The 16,228-nt window shown below is 71.6% G+C and carries 14 protein-coding genes and 1 pseudogene; 10 read left to right on the top strand and 5 right to left on the bottom strand.

Annotated features, from left to right (window positions below):
* Positions 1–6: 6 nt before the first annotated feature.
* Positions 7–936 (bottom strand): SDR family NAD(P)-dependent oxidoreductase, encoded by a 930-nt coding sequence (locus ACWD4A_RS04475; RefSeq protein ID WP_451189430.1) that lies wholly within the window; start codon positions 934–936, stop codon positions 7–9.
* A gap of 66 nt (positions 937–1,002) precedes the next feature.
* Positions 1,003–1,890, bottom strand: a complete 888-nt coding sequence (locus ACWD4A_RS04470) for an SDR family NAD(P)-dependent oxidoreductase (protein WP_451189427.1) — start codon at positions 1,888–1,890, stop codon at positions 1,003–1,005.
* 70 nt (positions 1,891–1,960) lie between these two features.
* Here ACWD4A_RS04470 and ACWD4A_RS04465 point away from each other — a divergent pair, with 70 nt between their 5' ends.
* The gene (locus ACWD4A_RS04465; RefSeq protein WP_451189426.1) at positions 1,961–2,881 is read left to right on the top strand and encodes a LysR family transcriptional regulator; all 921 of its coding nucleotides are present in this window, start codon (positions 1,961–1,963) and stop codon (positions 2,879–2,881) included.
* A gap of 5 nt (positions 2,882–2,886) precedes the next feature.
* Here ACWD4A_RS04465 and ACWD4A_RS04460 read toward each other — a convergent pair whose 3' ends face one another.
* A complete protein-coding gene (locus ACWD4A_RS04460; protein WP_451189424.1) occupies positions 2,887–4,911 on the bottom strand; it encodes a transglycosylase domain-containing protein in 2,025 nt (674 codons plus the stop codon).
* 212 nt (positions 4,912–5,123) lie between these two features.
* Here ACWD4A_RS04460 and ACWD4A_RS04455 point away from each other — a divergent pair.
* Together ACWD4A_RS04455 and ACWD4A_RS04450 are read left to right on the top strand one after the other, a co-directional pair.
* A pseudogene (locus ACWD4A_RS04455) lies at positions 5,124–6,530 on the top strand (alkaline phosphatase family protein); the annotation flags it as partial.
* Between the two features lie 159 nt (positions 6,531–6,689).
* Positions 6,690–7,604, top strand: coding sequence for a beta-propeller fold lactonase family protein (locus tag ACWD4A_RS04450; protein WP_451189629.1), 915 nt, complete (start codon positions 6,690–6,692; stop codon positions 7,602–7,604).
* A 55-nt stretch (positions 7,605–7,659) separates the two neighbouring features.
* Here ACWD4A_RS04450 and ACWD4A_RS04445 read toward each other — a convergent pair whose 3' ends face one another.
* Complete coding sequence (locus ACWD4A_RS04445) at positions 7,660–8,949, bottom strand: phosphatase PAP2 family protein (protein ID WP_451189422.1); 1,290 nt, start codon at positions 8,947–8,949, stop codon at positions 7,660–7,662.
* A gap of 637 nt (positions 8,950–9,586) precedes the next feature.
* On the opposite strand from ACWD4A_RS04445, the gene ACWD4A_RS04440 reads away from it, so the two are divergent.
* From ACWD4A_RS04440 to ACWD4A_RS04410, 7 genes are all read left to right on the top strand, one after another.
* Complete coding sequence (locus tag ACWD4A_RS04440) at positions 9,587–10,207, top strand: hypothetical protein (RefSeq protein WP_451189419.1); 621 nt, start codon at positions 9,587–9,589, stop codon at positions 10,205–10,207.
* Between the two features lie 2 nt (positions 10,208–10,209).
* A complete protein-coding gene (locus tag ACWD4A_RS04435) occupies positions 10,210–10,809 on the top strand; it encodes an SdpA family antimicrobial peptide system protein (RefSeq protein WP_451189417.1) in 600 nt (199 codons plus the stop codon).
* The gene (locus ACWD4A_RS04430) at positions 10,802–11,785 is read left to right on the top strand and encodes a sporulation-delaying protein SdpB family protein (RefSeq protein WP_451189414.1); all 984 of its coding nucleotides are present in this window, start codon (positions 10,802–10,804) and stop codon (positions 11,783–11,785) included. The genes ACWD4A_RS04435 and ACWD4A_RS04430 overlap by 8 nt, the downstream gene beginning before the upstream one ends.
* Positions 11,786–11,906: 121 nt before the next feature.
* Complete coding sequence (locus ACWD4A_RS04425) at positions 11,907–12,764, top strand: ABC transporter ATP-binding protein (RefSeq protein ID WP_451189413.1); 858 nt, start codon at positions 11,907–11,909, stop codon at positions 12,762–12,764.
* A complete protein-coding gene (locus ACWD4A_RS04420; protein WP_451189411.1) occupies positions 12,761–13,549 on the top strand; it encodes a hypothetical protein in 789 nt (262 codons plus the stop codon). The genes ACWD4A_RS04425 and ACWD4A_RS04420 overlap by 4 nt, the downstream gene beginning before the upstream one ends.
* Before the next feature lie 61 nt (positions 13,550–13,610).
* Positions 13,611–14,306, top strand: coding sequence for a response regulator (locus ACWD4A_RS04415; RefSeq protein WP_451189410.1), 696 nt, complete (start codon positions 13,611–13,613; stop codon positions 14,304–14,306).
* A 230-nt stretch (positions 14,307–14,536) separates the two neighbouring features.
* Entirely contained in the window at positions 14,537–15,484 is a 948-nt protein-coding gene (locus ACWD4A_RS04410) for a sensor histidine kinase (protein ID WP_451189408.1), read from the top strand.
* Here the strand turns inward: ACWD4A_RS04410 and ACWD4A_RS04405 are convergent.
* Positions 15,473–15,856, bottom strand: a complete 384-nt coding sequence (locus ACWD4A_RS04405; RefSeq protein ID WP_451189406.1) for a hypothetical protein — start codon at positions 15,854–15,856, stop codon at positions 15,473–15,475. The two genes, ACWD4A_RS04410 and ACWD4A_RS04405, sit on opposite strands and share 12 nt — an antisense overlap.
* Between the last annotated feature and the right edge of the window lie 372 nt (positions 15,857–16,228).

Raw genomic sequence — 16,228 nt, 5'->3', positions numbered from 1 at the left:
CCACGTTCACCGGGCAGCGGCCAGGAGGCTCTCGGAGAGGGTCCACAGGCGCTCGGCGTTGTCGGGGTCGAGGGCGTAGCGGGCGACGCCGTGCAGGGTGCCGGTGCGGCGGTCGACGGTCGCGGTCTCGTTGCAGTCGGCGAAGTAGCGTCCGCCGATGCCCTCCAGCAGGGGCGAAGTGGCCAGGAGGACGGAGGTGGCCGCGCCCTGCTCGACGGTCTTGACGAGTTCGGCGGGGACCCTGCCGCTGCCCCGGCCGCCGGTGTGGCGCTGGAGGTTGGTGTAAATGGCGCCGGGCATCAGGGCGTTGGCGGTGATGCCGTCGTCGGCCCACCGACGGGTGGCTTCGACGGCGAAGAGCACATCGGCGGTCTTGGACTGGCCGTAGGCGAGCCAGGGGTCGTACGGGCGGAAGGCGAAGTGGACGTCGTCGAAGACGACCGGCGAGGCCTGGTGGCCGGTGGAGGAGACCACCACGATCCGGGCCGAACCGTCGGCGGCCAACGCCTGGTGCAGGCCGTTGGCCAGGGCGAAGTGGCCGAGGTGGTTGGTGGCGAACTGCATCTCCCAGCCCTGCTCGGTGTACTGCTCGGGGCAGGCCATCACCCCGGCGTTGTTCACCAGCACGTGCAGCGGGCCCTGCCAGGCCGCCGCGAACGCGGCGGCCGATGCCGGGTCGGTGAGGTCGAGGCGGGCCACGCGCACGTGCCGGTTCCCGGTGGTCGCGGCGATGTCCTTGGCGACCCGCTCGCCTGCCTCGGTGTCGCGTACGGCCAGGGTGACCTCGGCGCCGGTGCCGGCCAGGGCACGCGCCGTCGCCACGCCGATACCGGACGAGCCACCGGTGACGACCGCCCGCCGACCGGTCAGATCGATACCGGCCGCGACCTCGGCGGCGGTGCTGGAAAAGCCGAACGGGGTCGTGATGGCACTCATGGTGAACTCCTTGCTGTGTGCTGTGTGCTGTGTACGACAGGAGGCAGGACCGGAGCGAGCGGCTGTTCACGGGGTGAGCAGCCGGTCCTGCTCGGTGAGGGGCGTCCCGCCGTGCCACGGCAGGACCTCGCCGAACCGGACGAGCTCGCCGTACAGCGCCGGGTCGACCGGCGTGCCGAACACGAGGTCGAGCACGGCGCGGGCGGCCTCGGCCGGGCTCCGGGCCTGGCCGTAGTCGCCGAACCAGGGCCTGGAGGTGGCGGTGTCGACCATGCCGGGGCAGACCGCGGCGACCAGCGTCCCCTCGGCGAGATCGCGCTCGCGGCGCTCGGCCGCCACCGCCCGCACGGCCGCGACCTGCGCCACCTTCGACGGCACGTTCAGCCAGCGGGGCCAGCCCGCCTCCTCCGCCGTCCCGGAGTGGACCGCGCTGCGCCAGGACTCGACGGCGTACTCGACCTGGTCGAGCGTCGCGCCGTCGAACCGCGCGTGCAGGCGCGGATCCAGATGCCCCAGGGTGCCCAGGGTGCTCGCGACGACGATCAGCCGGCCGCCCGGCCGCAACGTGGGCGCGAAGGAGCGCAGGACCGCGTGGGTGCCGCCGTTGGCGACATCGATGAACTCGTCGGCCTGGTCGGACTGGGACCGGTCGGGCAGGAGCCGGGCGACCGCGTTGGAGATCACGATGTCGACTCCGCCGTAGTGGCGGCGAAGCCCGTCGGCCAGAGCGTCGACGGCATCGGCGACGGTGACATCCAGGACCCGGCCCTCCACCCGGCCGCGTGTGGCCGGGGCCTGTGCGACCTGGGCGGCGGCCTCGGCGACCCGGCGGTCGTCGCGGCCGGTCAGCAGGACCAGGTCCTCCGGCCGCATCCGGGCGGCCAGCCCCTCGACGAGCGCCCGGCCGAGACCTTGGTTGGCGCCGGTCACCAGCGCGATCCGTGGTGTGGTCATGCCTCCACGCTAGGGACGTCCCGGGCATGAGGCCAACGAAAGTTCGGAACACCTGGTATGCGTAAACCTCATGGACTTCACGGACGTCACCCTCACCGCCCTGCGGGTCTTCCGGGCCGTGGCCGAGCGGGGCACCCTCACCGCCGCCGCCACGCGGCTCGGCTACACGCAGTCCGCGGTCTCCCGCCAGATCGCCTCCCTGGAACGGGCCGCCGGCACCCTGCTCCTCGAACGGCGCCACGACGGCGTACGCCTGACCCCCGCCGGACACCTCGTCCTGCGCCGCGCCACCACCGTCCTCGACGGCATCGACGCCACCGCACGCGAACTCGCGGGCCTGCCCGCCCAGGCCGGCACGGTACGGCTCGGCTGGTTCCCCAGCGCGGGCGCCACCCTCGTCCCGCAGGCTGTCGCCGCCCTGCGCGTCACCGACCCCGCCATCACCGTGACGACCCGCGAGGGCAGCACCCCCGCCCTGGTCCGGGCCCTGCGCGCCGGCAGTATCGACCTCGCCCTCCTCGGCTCCGCCCCGCCGTTCCGCCCGCCCGACACCGAGACGCCTCCACTGACCCTGCACACCCTGACCGAACGCAGCCTGCACATCGCCGTTCCCGCCGGACATCCCCTCGCCCGGGGCGAGTTCATCGACGTCACCGAGCTGCGCGGCCAACGCTGGATCACCGGCCCGGCCTCCGGGGAGGACCGCCTCATGGGCGTGTGGCCCGGCCTCGACGAGAAACCCGACACCGCCCACACCGCACGCGACTGGCTCGCCAAACTCCATCTCGTCGCCGCCGGCTGCGGAATCACCACCGCACCGGCCGCCCTCGCTCCCGCCGCGCCCCCCGGCGTCCGCGTCCTCCCGGTACGCGGCGGCCCCCGAGAACAACGCCGCCTGCTCCTCGCCCACCTCCCCGGCCCGCTCGGCGAACCCGCCGCACGCGTCGCCGAAGTCCTGCGCGCCACGGCTCTCGGCACGGAGCGGCACTGAACCGCCTACCCGCCGGAGGCGAGCCCGCCCGAAGGCTCCCCGTCGAGCGCCCCCGCGATGGCGTCGCGCCAGACGGGCCCGGCCAGCGTGCCGCCGAAGGCCCGGGCGACGACGCTGCCGCCGATGCTCTGGCCGTCCAGGTCCTGGGGGCGCTCGGTGTCGCCCACGACGACGGCACCGGACAGTTCGGGGGTGTACCCGGCGAACCAGACCTGTTTGCTGGAGTCCGTGGTGCCCGTCTTGCCCGCGCTGTCCCGCCCGCCGAGCCCCGCCGGCCGCCCGGTGCCGTCCTCGACGACGCCCTTCAGCATCCCGGTGACCGCGTCGGCGGTACCGGCGGACAGCGCCCGGTGGCAGTCGGCCCGCGGCACGGACAGCTCGTGCCCGTCCGCGGTCGTCACCGAGGTGACGGCCACGGGGGAGCAGTAGGTGCCGTGGGCGGCGAACGTCGCGTAGACGCCGGCCACATCGAGCGGGGTGAGGTCGTTGGTGCCCAGGGTGAGGGAGGGCACCACCTGGAGCGGGCTGCCGTCCGCCTGGGCGGTGATCCCGAGCCTGGCAGCCGTCGTCGCCACCTCGCACAGACCGGTGTCGGCCTCCAGACGGGCGAAGTAGGTGTTGACGGACTTGGCCATGGCCTCCGGCATGGCGAACGGGCCGACCAGCGACGGGCTGTCGTTGTGCACCTCCCCGGCCTCGGGGTACGTCTTCCCCGCGCAGTCGGTCATCGCCGGCCACGGCATGGAGTACGGCGACGGGTACTTCCGGGACGGCCGGATGCCGTTCTCCAGCGCCGCGGCCGCCACGACGGGCTTGAAGACCGAGCCGGTCGGGAACCCCAGCCCACCGCCCATGCGTGTGCCGACCCCCAGATCGATCTGCGTCCGATGGGCGCCCACGCCGTAGTCGCGGCTCTGCCCCATCGCCACGATCCGCCCGGTGCCCGGCTGGACCACGGCCATCGCGGCGGCCGCCCGGTCGGTGGTGAGGACGTGCGAGGCGACCGAACGCCGGAGCGCCTGCTGCGCCTTGGGGACCAGCGTGGTGTGGATCTCCAGACCGCCCTGCTGCCACAGGGCCTGCCGCTGGGCGGCCGTCCTGCCGAACGCCGGGTCGCCGAGGACCACCCGGCGTACGTAGTCGCAGAAGAACCCGGCGCCGTCGGAGGCCGCGGCGCAGCCCTGGCGCGGGGCGCTGACGCGCAGCCCGAGCGGCGTGCCGATCGCCTGTAGGGACCGGGCCCGGGTGATGGTGCCGTAGCGGGCCATCGTCCGCAGCACCGTGTCGCGGCGCTCCTTGGCCAGGCGGGGGGCGGTGATCGGGTCGTAGGCCGTCGGCGACTGGACCAGTCCGGCCAGGAGCGCTGCCTGGGGGAGGGAGAGGCCGGCGGCGTGCACGCCGAAGTACCGCTCTGCCGCCGCCTCCACGCCGTACGCCTGCTCGCCGAAGAAGGCGATGTTGAGGTAACCGGTGAGGATCTCGTCCTTGGAGAACCTCTTCTCCAGCGCGATCGCGTACCGCAGTTCCCGGATCTTGCGGTCGAGGGTCTGGCGCCGGGCCTGCCGCACGGCCTCGGCGTCGTCCCCGGCCGCCTCGACGAGGACGTTCTTCACATACTGCTGGGTCAGGGTGGAGGCGCCCTGGGCGACACGGCCGCTGCCCGCGTCGGTGCCGAGGGCCCGCACCACGGCCTTCGGGTCGAGGGCGCCGTGCCGGTAGAAGCGGTGGTCCTCGATGTCGACCACGGCCTTGCGCATGACGGGGGCGATCCGGTCGCCGGGCACGACGGTACGGTCGCGGGCGTAGAGGGTGGCCATCAGGCCGCCGTCGGCGTCGTAGACGCGGGAGGACTGGGCGAGGGCGGAAGTGCGCAGGGCGGCGGGCAGGCCGTCGAAATCCCCCACCGCGGTCTTGGCGTACGCCCCCAGGGCGCCCACGAAGGGCAGGGCGATGCCGGCGGCGAGAAGCCCCGCGAGGGCGGCGATGGCCACGAACTGGCAGGCGCGGCGCGGGCGCGGCACGGGCGACATGAGAGGGACCGTACGCGGAAAGTCTGAGAATTCCCTCAACTGACCATTGATATACGGTAATTCGGGTCAACTCGGCAGACCTCCCGGGGCCCCGCGGTATCTCTTCCGGACGTTTTGCACCCCAACGGCTGACGGGCGCGCGGTCCGTCTTGTACGACGGAGCCACTTGGTGTGCGTCGGAGCACTCCTGACTCTCTGCGAAGAGGTGGCACATGACCGAGCTCTCCCGACGACGGCTGCTCGGATCGGCGCTGGGCGCGGGCGGTCTGGCCGCGGCGTCCGCCCTGTTCCCGCCCCATCTCGGACGCGCGGCGGCCCAGCCGTCGAGACGTCTGAGAAGCCTGGACGAGATCGAGCACGTCGTGGTCCTGATGCAGGAGAACCGCTCGTTCGACCACTACTTCGGCACGATGCGCGGGGTCCGCGGGTTCGACGACCCGGACGCCCTGACCCTGCCGGACGGACGGTCGGTCTTCCACCAGCCCGACCCCGCCAACCCCGACGGCTATCTGCTGCCCTTCCATCTCGACACCCGGACCACCAGCTCGCAGGCCATCCCGTCCACCAGCCACGCCTGGACCGTGCAGCACGCGGCCGTCAACGGCGGCCGGATGGACAACTGGGTCCCCGCCCACCGCAAGGCCGACGGCGAGAAGTACGGCCCCTACACGATGGGCTACTACGAGCGCGACGACATCCCGTTCCACTTCGCGCTCGCCGAGGCCTTCACCCTCTGCGACGCCTACCACTGCTCGGTGCTCGGCCCGACCTGGCCGAACCGGCTCTACCTCTGGACCGGCACGGTCGACCCGGGCGGCCACTACGGCGGCCCGGTCACCAGCAACGACATCCCCAAGCCGTTCCGCTGGACGACCTACGCCGAGCGGCTGACCGCGGCCGGTGTCTCCTGGCACGTCTACCAGGAGGAGGACGACTACGGCTGCAACCCGCTGGAGTTCTTCCAGTCGTTCCAGGACGCCCGGCCCGGCGACCCGCTGTACGAGCACGGGCTGACCATCACATCGGGGGACGGATTCGCCCGTGACGCCCGCGCGGGCCGGCTGCCGGCCGTCTCGTGGATCATCCCGCCGTCACCGCTGTGCGAGCACCCCGACTACCTCCCGGCGGTCGGCGCCGACTTCCTGGCCCGGCAGCTGGACGCGGTCGCCGCCAACCCCGACGTCTGGAACAAGACCGTCTTCATCGTCAACTACGACGAGAACGACGGGCTGTTCGACCACGTCGTCCCGCCGATGCCGCCCGCGGGCACCCCGGACGAGTTCGTCCGCGGGCTCCCGATCGGCGCGGGGATCCGGGTGCCGTGCTTCGTCGTCTCGCCCTGGAGCCAGGGCGGTCACGTGGCGAGCGAGCCCTTCGACCACACGTCCGTCCTGCGGTTCCTGGAGCGCGTCACCGGAGTGCGCGAGCCGAACATCAGCGACTGGCGGCGGCGCACCTTCGGAGACCTGACCTCGGCCCTCGGCTACTCGGCGGGCGGTGCCTTCCCCCGGCTCCCGGAGACCCGGGGCCCGTTGTGGCGCGCCGAGCACGACATCGCCACGCTGCCGCCGACGGCTTTCCCCGGCGGGGACCAGGAGCCGCCGCACCAGGAGGAGGGCCTCACGGCCCCCCGCACCCCGGCGACCGCGGGCGAGGCGGGGGCGCTGCGGGGCTCCCACCCGTACACCAGGAGCCGTCTCGTCGAGAACGACACCAACCACGGGGGAGACTTCCCGCACGGCACCACCGGCACCGTCTTCCCCGGCATCCAGCGGTCCGTGCCCGGACAGGCGCCGGCCAAGGGCGTCCATGTGTACGCGGCCGGCATCGTCAGCAACACCATCTCGGTCGTCGACGTGACGACCCGCAAGCTCGTCGCCACCGTCGACGCCGGGACCAACCCGTACGGCATCGCCCGGACCCCCGACGGGAGCAAGCTCTACATCACCAACTCCGGGGCGAGCGATGTCTCCGTCCTGGACACCGCCAAGGGCCGGATCGCCACCGCCGTCACCGTCGGCCTCTACCCGCACGGCATCGCCGTCTCACCGGACGGTGCGTACGCGTACGTGGCGGACACCGGCCCCGACGGCCCCGGGGGTTCGGACACCGTCTCGGTGATCGATACCCGCACGGACAAGGTGACCGCGACCTGGCGCACGGGCCTCAACCCGCGGGCCGTCGCCGTCTCCCCGGACGGCCGGACCCTCTACGCGGCCTGTGCCGACGGCCTGTTCGTCGTCGACACAGGCCACGGCGCCGTCAGGAGCCGACTGCCCGGACAGGCCCGCGCGGGCGGCCTCGCGGTGCACCCCGACGGCAGCCGGGTCTATGTGGCCGACACCTGGGAGAACACCCTGACGGTGATCGACGCCCGCAGCCGGCGGGTCCGGGCGCAGCTGCGCGTCGGCCGGAACCCCTGGCAGGTCACGCCGAGCCCGGACGGCACCCGGGTCTTCGTCACGGGCGCCAACGACGACACGGTGACCGCCGTGGACGCCGACGGCCGCCGCGTCCTCGGCACGGTACGGGTCGGCCACGTGCCGACGGGCATCACCGTGGCCGGAGACACCGTCTGGGTGGCCACGAACGCCTCCAGCACGGTGGACGCGGTCGACGCGAAGTCCTTCACCCTGCTCGGCAGCACGCCCCTCGGGCTGGCGACGTCGCCGAGCGGCCTCGTGGTCGCCTGACAGCTCCTTCGGAAGGTCCTCGGCACATGGTGGCCGAGGACCGTTCCGGCATGAATCAGACGAGTTCGGGTTGCGGTTCCCGTTCCGGTTGCCGCACCGGTGCGGCCTTCGGTTCCCACGATTTGGTGGTCCGTACGTAGCCGTAGACCACGGAGCCCGTCGCCAGGATGAGAAGGGGTCCGAACACCCACGGATGTTCGGCCATCTCCAGCGGCAGATAGCGATAGGACACCAGGAGCGCGGCGAATACCGTCGCGCCGTAGGCGACCAGCTGGATTCCGGACCGGTCCCAGCCACGGTCGAGCGAGCGCAGTGCCGCCTCGATCGTGAGCGTGAACACCACGCCGGCAATGATGTCCGTGCCGTAGTGGTAGCCGAAGCCCAGCGTCGCGCCGAGCGTGGCGATCAGCCAGAACGCGCCCGCGAATCGCAGAATCCGTGGGCCCTTGCGGGAATGAATGAAGATCGCGGTGGCCCACGCCGTGTGCAGGCTGGGCATGCAGTTGCGCGGGGTGGTCTCGTCGAACGGCATGTGGTGCGGGGCCATGACCGCCGGCGGCGTGTGCGGCCACAGGTCGGCCACCGCCCAGTGACTGCCGTCGGCGCCGTAGGCGAAGATCGGCCCGACCACCGGGAAGATCATGTAGATGCCCGGCCCGAGGAGGCCGATGACCAGGAAGGTGCGCACCAGGTGATGGCCCGGGAAGCGGCGCTCGGCCGCCACGTTGCGCAGCTGGTACAGCGCGACGACGACCGCGGCCACCGCGAGCTGAATGTAGACGTAGTCGAGAATGTGGTCGCCGATCGGGCCGGTGGCCTCGACGATCCGGCCTGCCAGCCACGACGGGTTGCCCAGCGCGTGATCGGCGGTCGCCACGTACTGGTCGAGCACCATGGGACGGGTCTTCGACGTGATGAGCAGCCAGGTGTCGCCGGTCTTGCGGCCGGCCACGAGCAGCAGGCCCAGCCCGACGCCCTTCAGCAGCAGGACACGTTCCCGGCCGGTGCGGCGCGTGACCGCGATGACCGCACAGCCCAGGAGCACCCACAACGCGCCGTTGCCGAACATCATCTTGGCGTCGAGCGCCCACCGCACGAGCCAGAAGACGACATCGATGCCGATCGCGACGCCGGCCGCGACGAACCGTTGCCGCCAGGTGAGCACCACCATCATCAACGCCATGCTGGCGTACAACAGCGGACCCGATTTGGGGGCGAATATTACCTCTTTCGCCTGGTTGGTGATCGGCCCCGGGAGGCCGTAATGGCGCGCGGCGATCTCCAGCGCGATGAGGAATCCGAGGGCCACCACACTCGCCGCGGCCCACAGTGTTCTGCGGTTCATTCGCGAAAATATTCGCGATGCTATAGGTGTCAATTATCTGGCCGATTTGTTAGTTGTTGGCTGAACAGGTCACTCTTCGTGCCGGATGGCATGGCTTTCCGGTGAGGGGCGGGCGATGAGGGTGATCGCCATGGGCCCGAACATGCTATCGGAGCGGTGCGGGTGGGTTTCGCTGGTCACGGGTGGTGCGGAGGGCGGGCGATCCTGCGCTTGACGGCCCGGTGTCTCGGGGGTGGCCATCGACTCCCCTCGGCGGGGGAGCCCGGGACGGCGGTCGCGCCGGCCGGGTCGTCGGCTCGGTGCTGCCAGGCCCTTCCGTACGGGCCGGCTCCGAAGCCGCCTGGCCCTTGGGTGATGTGCTCGTCCCGTCCAGGGCCGAGAGGGACGCATTGCCCGGCGACGGGGAAAGAATCGGCCCTTGCGGGGGTTCCGTCTCCGGTGGAAATTCCTGCACCGGATTCATGGGAGCGGAGTGCGGGATTTCGTCGGAACGGGATTTATGTCGTTCTCGAAAACCCGCTCATCAGGAGCACGATCCGGGCGCCGTGCGGCAGGGGCCGCGGCCCGTAGCACCTCCCACTCGGCAGCCTGCCGGATGGCAGTTGTGGGGGCATTTCCCGCCGGACAAGATCAAGTCATGGATCGCAACATGAAGAGCAAGGCGCTCCGGCGCACCACGACGGCTGTCGTCAGCGCCGCCACCGCCGCCGCCCTGCTGGCCACGCTCGCTCCGGCCGCCCAGGCCGCCGAGCCCGCGAAGAAGGGCACGGCCCACGCCGCGCAGAAGGTCAAGTACACCGACGAGGAGATCGTCGGCCTGTTCGCACTCGGCTCCGGGCGCGCCGCCGCCGAACACCCCGAGGTGCTCAAGAAGTTCGGTATTCCCCAGCAGAACGTGGACGCCGCGCACGTGGCGAGCCTGACCTCCGCGCTGCGCAAGACCGACCCGTCCTTCCACAAGACGGTCACGGAGAACGTACAGAGCCGTGACCCCTACAAGGTCGAGAAGGCTCTCACCACCCTCACCGCCGATGTCCAGGCGGTGAGCAAGGGCAAGGGCAACCGCGCCGACGCCATGATGGCCGGCTCCTGGTGGTTCAAGACCCAGCAGGCCGTCGTCCAGACCGGCACCATCGCCACCACGGTCGCGGCCGTCGCGGAGGTCGGTGTGGTCTGGGTGATCGCCTACCGCGCCGCGGACGACACCTCGCAGTTCACCAAGCAGGCCATGGCGGCCTCGGTGGCACGCGCTCTCTGACCATGCTCCAGCACGACTCCTCACAGGACACCGGCTGCCGGACCGCGGACGACGCGGCCCGGCAGCGGGGTGCCTTCATCAGGACCTTCGCCGCCCTGCTGGCCGTCATGGCGGCCTCCGTCTACTTCGCCCTGCCGAACAACGTCACGACCCCGTCCTGGGCGCCGACGGCCAAGTTCTACTCCTCGGCCTTCGTGCCGCAGGGCTGGGCCTTCTTCACCAAGTCGCCGGAGAGCGAACAGATGGGCGCCTACCGGCCGAACGGCGACGACGAGCCCCACAGCCTCTCGATGACCCCGCAGGGACGGGCGGCCAACCTCTTCGGCCTCACCCGCCGGCAGCGGGCCCAGGGTCCCGAAGAGGCGCTCCTCAACGCCCAAGTACACGGCTGGGAGCCCTGCCAGGACTCCGACGACGAGTGTCTGCACGGCGCGGCGGCCCGCCCGGCCCTCGCCGTGACCAACACGTCGCCGCTGCCCAGCCTGTGCGGCGACGTCGTCATGACCAACGAGCGCCCCGTGCCCTGGGCCTACCGCGACCTCGCCACCGATACGGCGCACATCACCCGCACCGTGCACCTGAGGATCACCTGCCATGGCTGACCGGCCCGCCTCGGCCCTGGACAGGGCCCTGAGCCGCTTCGATCCCCGGACCCCCTGGTTCGGATGGGGCCGCACCCTCATCGCCTCGGCCCACCTGATCACCCTGGCGCTCACCCCCACGGCCGCCCTGCTCCACCCGCTCCTCGACGAATCCCCGTACCCCCACTGCCAGAAGGCCCTGGCGGTCTCCGCGTACTGCGTCGGGGGTGACGCGGTGAGCCAGGAGTGGCGCCGCTGGATCATGGTCGCCCTGCTGGCTCTTGTCGCGAGCGGCTACCGCCCGCGCTGGACGGTGTGGATCCACGCCTGGCTGGCCTACTCGATCGGCGTCGGTATCGCCCTGCCCGACGGCGGCGAGGCCATCGCCCGCATCGCGGCCCTGCTGCTGATCCCCATCGGCCTGGCCGACGACCGGCGCTGGCACTGGCAGCGTCCCCGCACACCCCTCGGACCGACCGCACGGGGCACCGCCTTCGCGGCGTTCTGGGCGCTGCGCATTCAGCTGGCGATCCTTTACACGCAGAGCGGCATCAGCAAGTTCGGGGTGCCGGACTGGCTCAACGGGTCCGCCGAGTACTACATTCTGCGCGACCCCGCCTTCGGAGCCGCCGAGCCGTTCAAGGGCCCGGCCCTCTGGCTGTCCGGGCACGGCCTTACCCTCGGTGTGCTGACCTGGGGAGGGATCGTCATCGAGCTGGTGATCGCCGCGTTCCTGCTGGGGCCGGAGCGGCTGCGCAAGGCCGCCTTCGTCCTCGACGTCGTCCTGCACGCGAGCATCATCGCGACCATCGGGCTGTGGAGCTTCAGCCTGATCATGATCGGATGCGCCGCGGTCGCCGCCGCTCCCGACCGGACCCCTCCCGCTGCCCCGCGTACACCCCCACAACGCAAGGAGCCCCGCAAGTGGCAGACACGATCATCGAATGCGCCAAAGGCCACGTCCACTGGGGCACTTGGGTCCACGGCGCCTCTCTGACGACCGTCAGGCTCGGCCCCCGCCGACTGGGCTGGTGCTCCGCCGGCCGGCACGTATCCCTCCTGCGCCGGACCGAGGAAGCGCAGCTGACTCCGGCGCAGCGCCGGGAGCTCTTCCCCGCATGAGCGAGATATGCCTGGAGCAGGCCGTCGCCGGATACCGGCGACGGCCTGTGACCGCCCCCCTCGACCTGACCCTCGCGCGGGGCGTCCATGTCCTGCTGGGCCGCAACGGGGCAGGCAAGACCACCCTGATGCGCACACTCGCCGGCATCCTGCCGCCCCTGAGCGGGCGCGTCCGCGTGGACGGGACGGACATCGCCGAGGACCCGGAAGCCAAACGCCGCACAGGCCTGCTCTCGCACCGCGCCGCGCTCGCTCCCCAGCTCACCGTCCGGGACAACCTGGACTTCTGGGCCACCGTCCTCGGCCTCCCCCCGGACGGGCGCGCGCGGCGTATCGCCGACACCGCCGAACGCTTCGACATCACCGCGCTCCTCGACCGCCGCACCGCCCGGCTCAGCAGAGGCCAGCTCCAACGGGCCGACCTCGCACGGCTGCTCCTGTCCGACCCTCAGGTGCTGCTCCTCGACGAGCCGCTCACCGGCCTCGACCCGGTGAGCGCCGCCGCCACCCGGGACCTGGTGCGGGGATGGGCCACGGACCGGATCGTTCTCTACTCCACCCACAGCGTGCCCGAGGCGCTGACCCTGGCCTCCAGCATCCTCGTACTCAAGGACGGCACCATCACCTCCCTGGCCGCGACCACCGGCAAGCAGCACGGATACGAACTACGCCGTACCCCCGCCACCGCCTCGACCCGGGAGGACGGCTGGACTCCGGTCGACGTCGCCCCCGGCGGGACCATCGGTGACCTCGTCGCCGAACTTGTCCGCGATGGTGTCTCGGTCTCCGCCATCCGTCCGGTGGCGCCCGAAACGGAGATGGCCATCCACCGGCTGCTGGGCGGTGCGTCATGACCGTCGGACCGCTCGCACGAGCCCTGGTGTCCCGCACCTGGCGGCACCAGGGCCGACAGATCACCTTGATCCCGCTCGGCGCGGGTCTGGCTCTGGTGCTCCTGCTGCTGGCCCTTCCCCGGGTCTGTCCCGAGGGCATCCACGGCAGCGCCACCGCGGCCTCCACCGACCTCGCCGCGGTGACCGGTCTGCACAGCGCCACCGGCGCGGCCCTCAGCACCGCGCTGCTGTCGGCCCCGAGCCTGCTCGGCGTGGCCGCTGCCCTGATCACTCTGTCCATCAGCCGGGCCGTCGTCGCCGGAGACCTCACGAGCGGGGTCATGGAAGCCCTGCTCGCCACTCCCGTACGGCTCCGTCGGGTCTTCCTCGCCTACACCGCCACCGCCTTGGCCGCTTCCCTGCTCGCCTGGCTCACACTCGTCGTGGCCTTCACCGGCCCGGCCTGGGCCGTGCTCACCGTCGGCGGCGGCCGCGTCCACCTCACCACCGGCTATGTCCTGCTGGGTGTCCTGGTCCCGGCCGGCTCCATGCTCTGGGCGGCAGCGGTGACGGTCTTCACCGGCTTTCTCTATCCGGCCGGCCTGCGCGTCACCGCCGGTCTCAACGGCGGTCCCGTCCGGGCAGCGGCGCTTCTCCCGGCCCTCGGCACCACCTTGGCGGTCAGCCTGGCACCGGGGAAGTACACCGTGGTCACCACCTGGTACGCGGGTGGCTCACTGGTCCTGGCGACGGTCCTGCTGACAGTCGTTCCCCTCGTCTTCAAGGCGGACCGCGTCCTCGAATGACCCCCTCGCCCGAGGGATATCCTCGGACGGAGATCACGGGGGAGGAACAGCTTTGATACGCGTGCTGATCATCGATGACGAGGAATTGTTCCGGGCAGGGCTGCGGATGGTGCTGCACACCGGGGACGACATCGTCGTGGTGGGGGAGTGCACAGCGACCGAAGCGCCGCTGGCCGTAGCCGAGAGCGCACCGGATGTCGTCCTTCTCGACATCCGGATGCCGGACCGGGACGGCCTGGCCGTCCTCGAAGACGTGAAGAGCCGTCAGGACGCACCCGCCGTGCTGATGCTGACCTCCTTCGACACCGACGCCTACGTGGCCCGGGCCCTGCGGGCGGGTGCGGACGGATTCCTGCTCAAGGACAGCGACCCCGACCACCTGATACGAGCGGTACGCGCGGCCGCTGTCAGGGGCAGTGTCCTGTCCCCGTCGATCGCCCGCGCGGTCTTCGACGGCTACGCCTCTTCGCTGACCGGCGCTGGCGGCGACACCGCTCCGGTGTCACCGGCAGTGGAACCGCACGACCGGGTGGCGCAGTTGACCCCGCGGGAGCGCGAGGTCCTGACCCTTCTCGGCGCCGGACTGTCGAACCGCGAGATCGCCGCGGAACTGCACCTCAGCCCCGGCACGGTCAAGGAACACGTGAGTACGGTGCTGGCCAAGCTCGGCACCGACAACCGGGTCCGTGCCGCGGTCATCGCCTGGCAGTCGGGGCTCACGGGCGCCACGACGGACCTGGCACGACCCGCGCTGTGAGCGGCGCGACGGAACCCACCGGCATCCTGCAGCGGGCCCTGGCCCGTTCCCGGCCGCCAGGTTGGGCGGTGGAAGGCGCTCTCCTGGCCCTGGCAGGCGGCGATCTGGCGATGAGGCTGGGTTCTCGGGCCGAACACCCGGGCACCTTCGGTCTCTCGGCGCTGGCTCTGATCGCCTTGCCCTGGCGCCGCAGGTGGCCCCTGCCCGTCCTGCTTCTCACCCTTCCGGCGTTGACAGTCGATGGCATGTGGCTCGCCTCCATGATCGCGCTGGTCCGGGTGGCCGTGGTGGCCTCGGAAGTGACGGCGGCACTGTGCGGCCTGTGTGTCTCCATCGCCGTCCTGCTGGACTGGGCCGTGTCCGGCGGCCCGTTCCCGGACACGGGCAATTGGCTGCGGGTGGAGGTGTACTGCGCCTTGGTGGGGGCGGGCCCTGTGGTCCTGGGGCGGTTGCTGCGTTCCCGGTGCCGGATCGCGGAGCAGGTCCTGGAGCTGTCGCGCAGCCGGGACCGGGAGCGCCTGGCCGAGCGCGAGGCAGTGGCGTCGGCGGAACGAGCAGCCCTGGCCCGCGAGATGCACGACGTCGTCGGACACGAAATGAGTCTGATCGCGGTAAGGGCGGCAGCACTGTCGCAGCGCAGCGCCGACCCCGCTGTGCAGGAGGAGGCCGACCTCATCCGGGAGCTGAGCGTGCGGGCCCTGGACGAAGTCCGGCATACCGTCGGAGTACTGAGGGGCCCGCGTGGCGAAGACGCCCCTTCGGGGCGTCGGCTGGCCGACATCGCGGCACTGGTGGAGCGCAGCGGACTCACAGCGCAGACGGCCGTCGTGCCTGCGGCGGACGTCCGCTGGCCCGCCGCCGTGGAACTGGCCGCGTACCGTACCGTTCAGGAGGCGCTGACCAACGTCGTACGCCACGGTGATCCCGGCCGGCCTGTGCAGGTCCGGGTCGAGTCGGTGGACGACGATACCTGTCTGGTGGTCGAGGTACGCAGTGGACGTGTGCCAGGCGCGGGCGAACCAGCGGGTGGCCATGGGCTGGCGGGCCTGCGCGAGCGGGCCCGGCTCCTGGGCGGCGACCTGGCCGCGGGCCCCGTCCCCGGTGACGGTTACCTGGTCCGGGCGGCTTTCCCCGCCCCTGGCCAAACCCTGGTGGGAGCTGTGGGATCAGGCCGGTAGCAGTACCGCGGAGGGACGGGCCTTCTCCTCGGCGTCGATGACGAGGACACGGCGTATGGCCGCGCCGGTCTCCTGCATCGCCGAGGCCATCCTGAGAGCCGCCCGTGCCCCGGGGACGTCGAAGGCCACGACATCGTCCCGGGTGTTCAAGGCACGGGCGACGCGTGCCGACTGCCAGCGCGGCGGGAACTGGCGGAACGAGGCGATGTAGATGATGACATCGATCTCGGAGACGTCCGCGGAGGCCTCGCGCAGGGCGCGGCGTGCGGCGTGGACGGCGCGGTGCAGGGCCTCGGTGTGGTCGAGGCGGGTGGCCTTCCGGTTTTCGGAAGTGACGGTTCCGGGAAATGCGATGATGCCGTCGATGGCCATGCGGCCCTCCCCGTTGGTCTTCTCGCGCGAGCTTTCCTGACCACTCTCCCACTCTTCCCAACGGCGCTCCTGACCAGCGGCGGGGGACAGCGGTTTTGATGTGTTTCAAACGGTCGCGGAGCGGAAAGCGCCGGCGACCAGGATCCCTCCCGATGAGGGAAGCCGGCCGTGCGGAGTTCGTCCCCCGGGCTGCAGTGCCGCTGACGGCCGCATTGGACGCCGACGTGGACCCGGGCGAGGCGGATCCCGCTCTCGACCGGGTGCCCGCCCTCCACGAGGGGCGGCCGACGCCCGCCGCCGGACAGTTGACGTGGCCGACGTCAAGGACGAATCAATTTCACGCGCCGCAGCACAAGGAAGAGACCGCAGAAG

The sequence above is a fragment of the Streptomyces sp. NPDC002537 genome, assembly GCF_053594975.1.
Note: the sequence above shows the minus strand (reverse complement) of the source record. Positions and strands in the feature narration are given on the sequence as shown.

Bases quoted from the DNA above. Each gene is read 5' to 3' on its own strand.
- ACWD4A_RS04475 (WP_451189430.1), bottom strand. From the start codon at position 936: ATGAGTGCCATCACGACCCCGTTCGGCTTTTCCAGCACCGCCGCCGAG.
- ACWD4A_RS04470 (WP_451189427.1), bottom strand. From the start codon at position 1,890: ATGACCACACCACGGATCGCGCTGGTGACCGGCGCCAACCAAGGTCTC.
- ACWD4A_RS04465 (WP_451189426.1), top strand. From the start codon at position 1,961: ATGGACTTCACGGACGTCACCCTCACCGCCCTGCGGGTCTTCCGGGCC.
- ACWD4A_RS04460 (WP_451189424.1), bottom strand. From the start codon at position 4,911: ATGTCGCCCGTGCCGCGCCCGCGCCGCGCCTGCCAGTTCGTGGCCATC.
- ACWD4A_RS04445 (WP_451189422.1), bottom strand. From the start codon at position 8,949: ATGAACCGCAGAACACTGTGGGCCGCGGCGAGTGTGGTGGCCCTCGGA.
- ACWD4A_RS04440 (WP_451189419.1), top strand. From the start codon at position 9,587: ATGGATCGCAACATGAAGAGCAAGGCGCTCCGGCGCACCACGACGGCT.
- ACWD4A_RS04435 (WP_451189417.1), top strand. From the start codon at position 10,210: ATGCTCCAGCACGACTCCTCACAGGACACCGGCTGCCGGACCGCGGAC.
- ACWD4A_RS04430 (WP_451189414.1), top strand. From the start codon at position 10,802: ATGGCTGACCGGCCCGCCTCGGCCCTGGACAGGGCCCTGAGCCGCTTC.
- ACWD4A_RS04425 (WP_451189413.1), top strand. From the start codon at position 11,907: ATGAGCGAGATATGCCTGGAGCAGGCCGTCGCCGGATACCGGCGACGG.
- ACWD4A_RS04420 (WP_451189411.1), top strand. From the start codon at position 12,761: ATGACCGTCGGACCGCTCGCACGAGCCCTGGTGTCCCGCACCTGGCGG.
- ACWD4A_RS04405 (WP_451189406.1), bottom strand. From the start codon at position 15,856: ATGGCCATCGACGGCATCATCGCATTTCCCGGAACCGTCACTTCCGAA.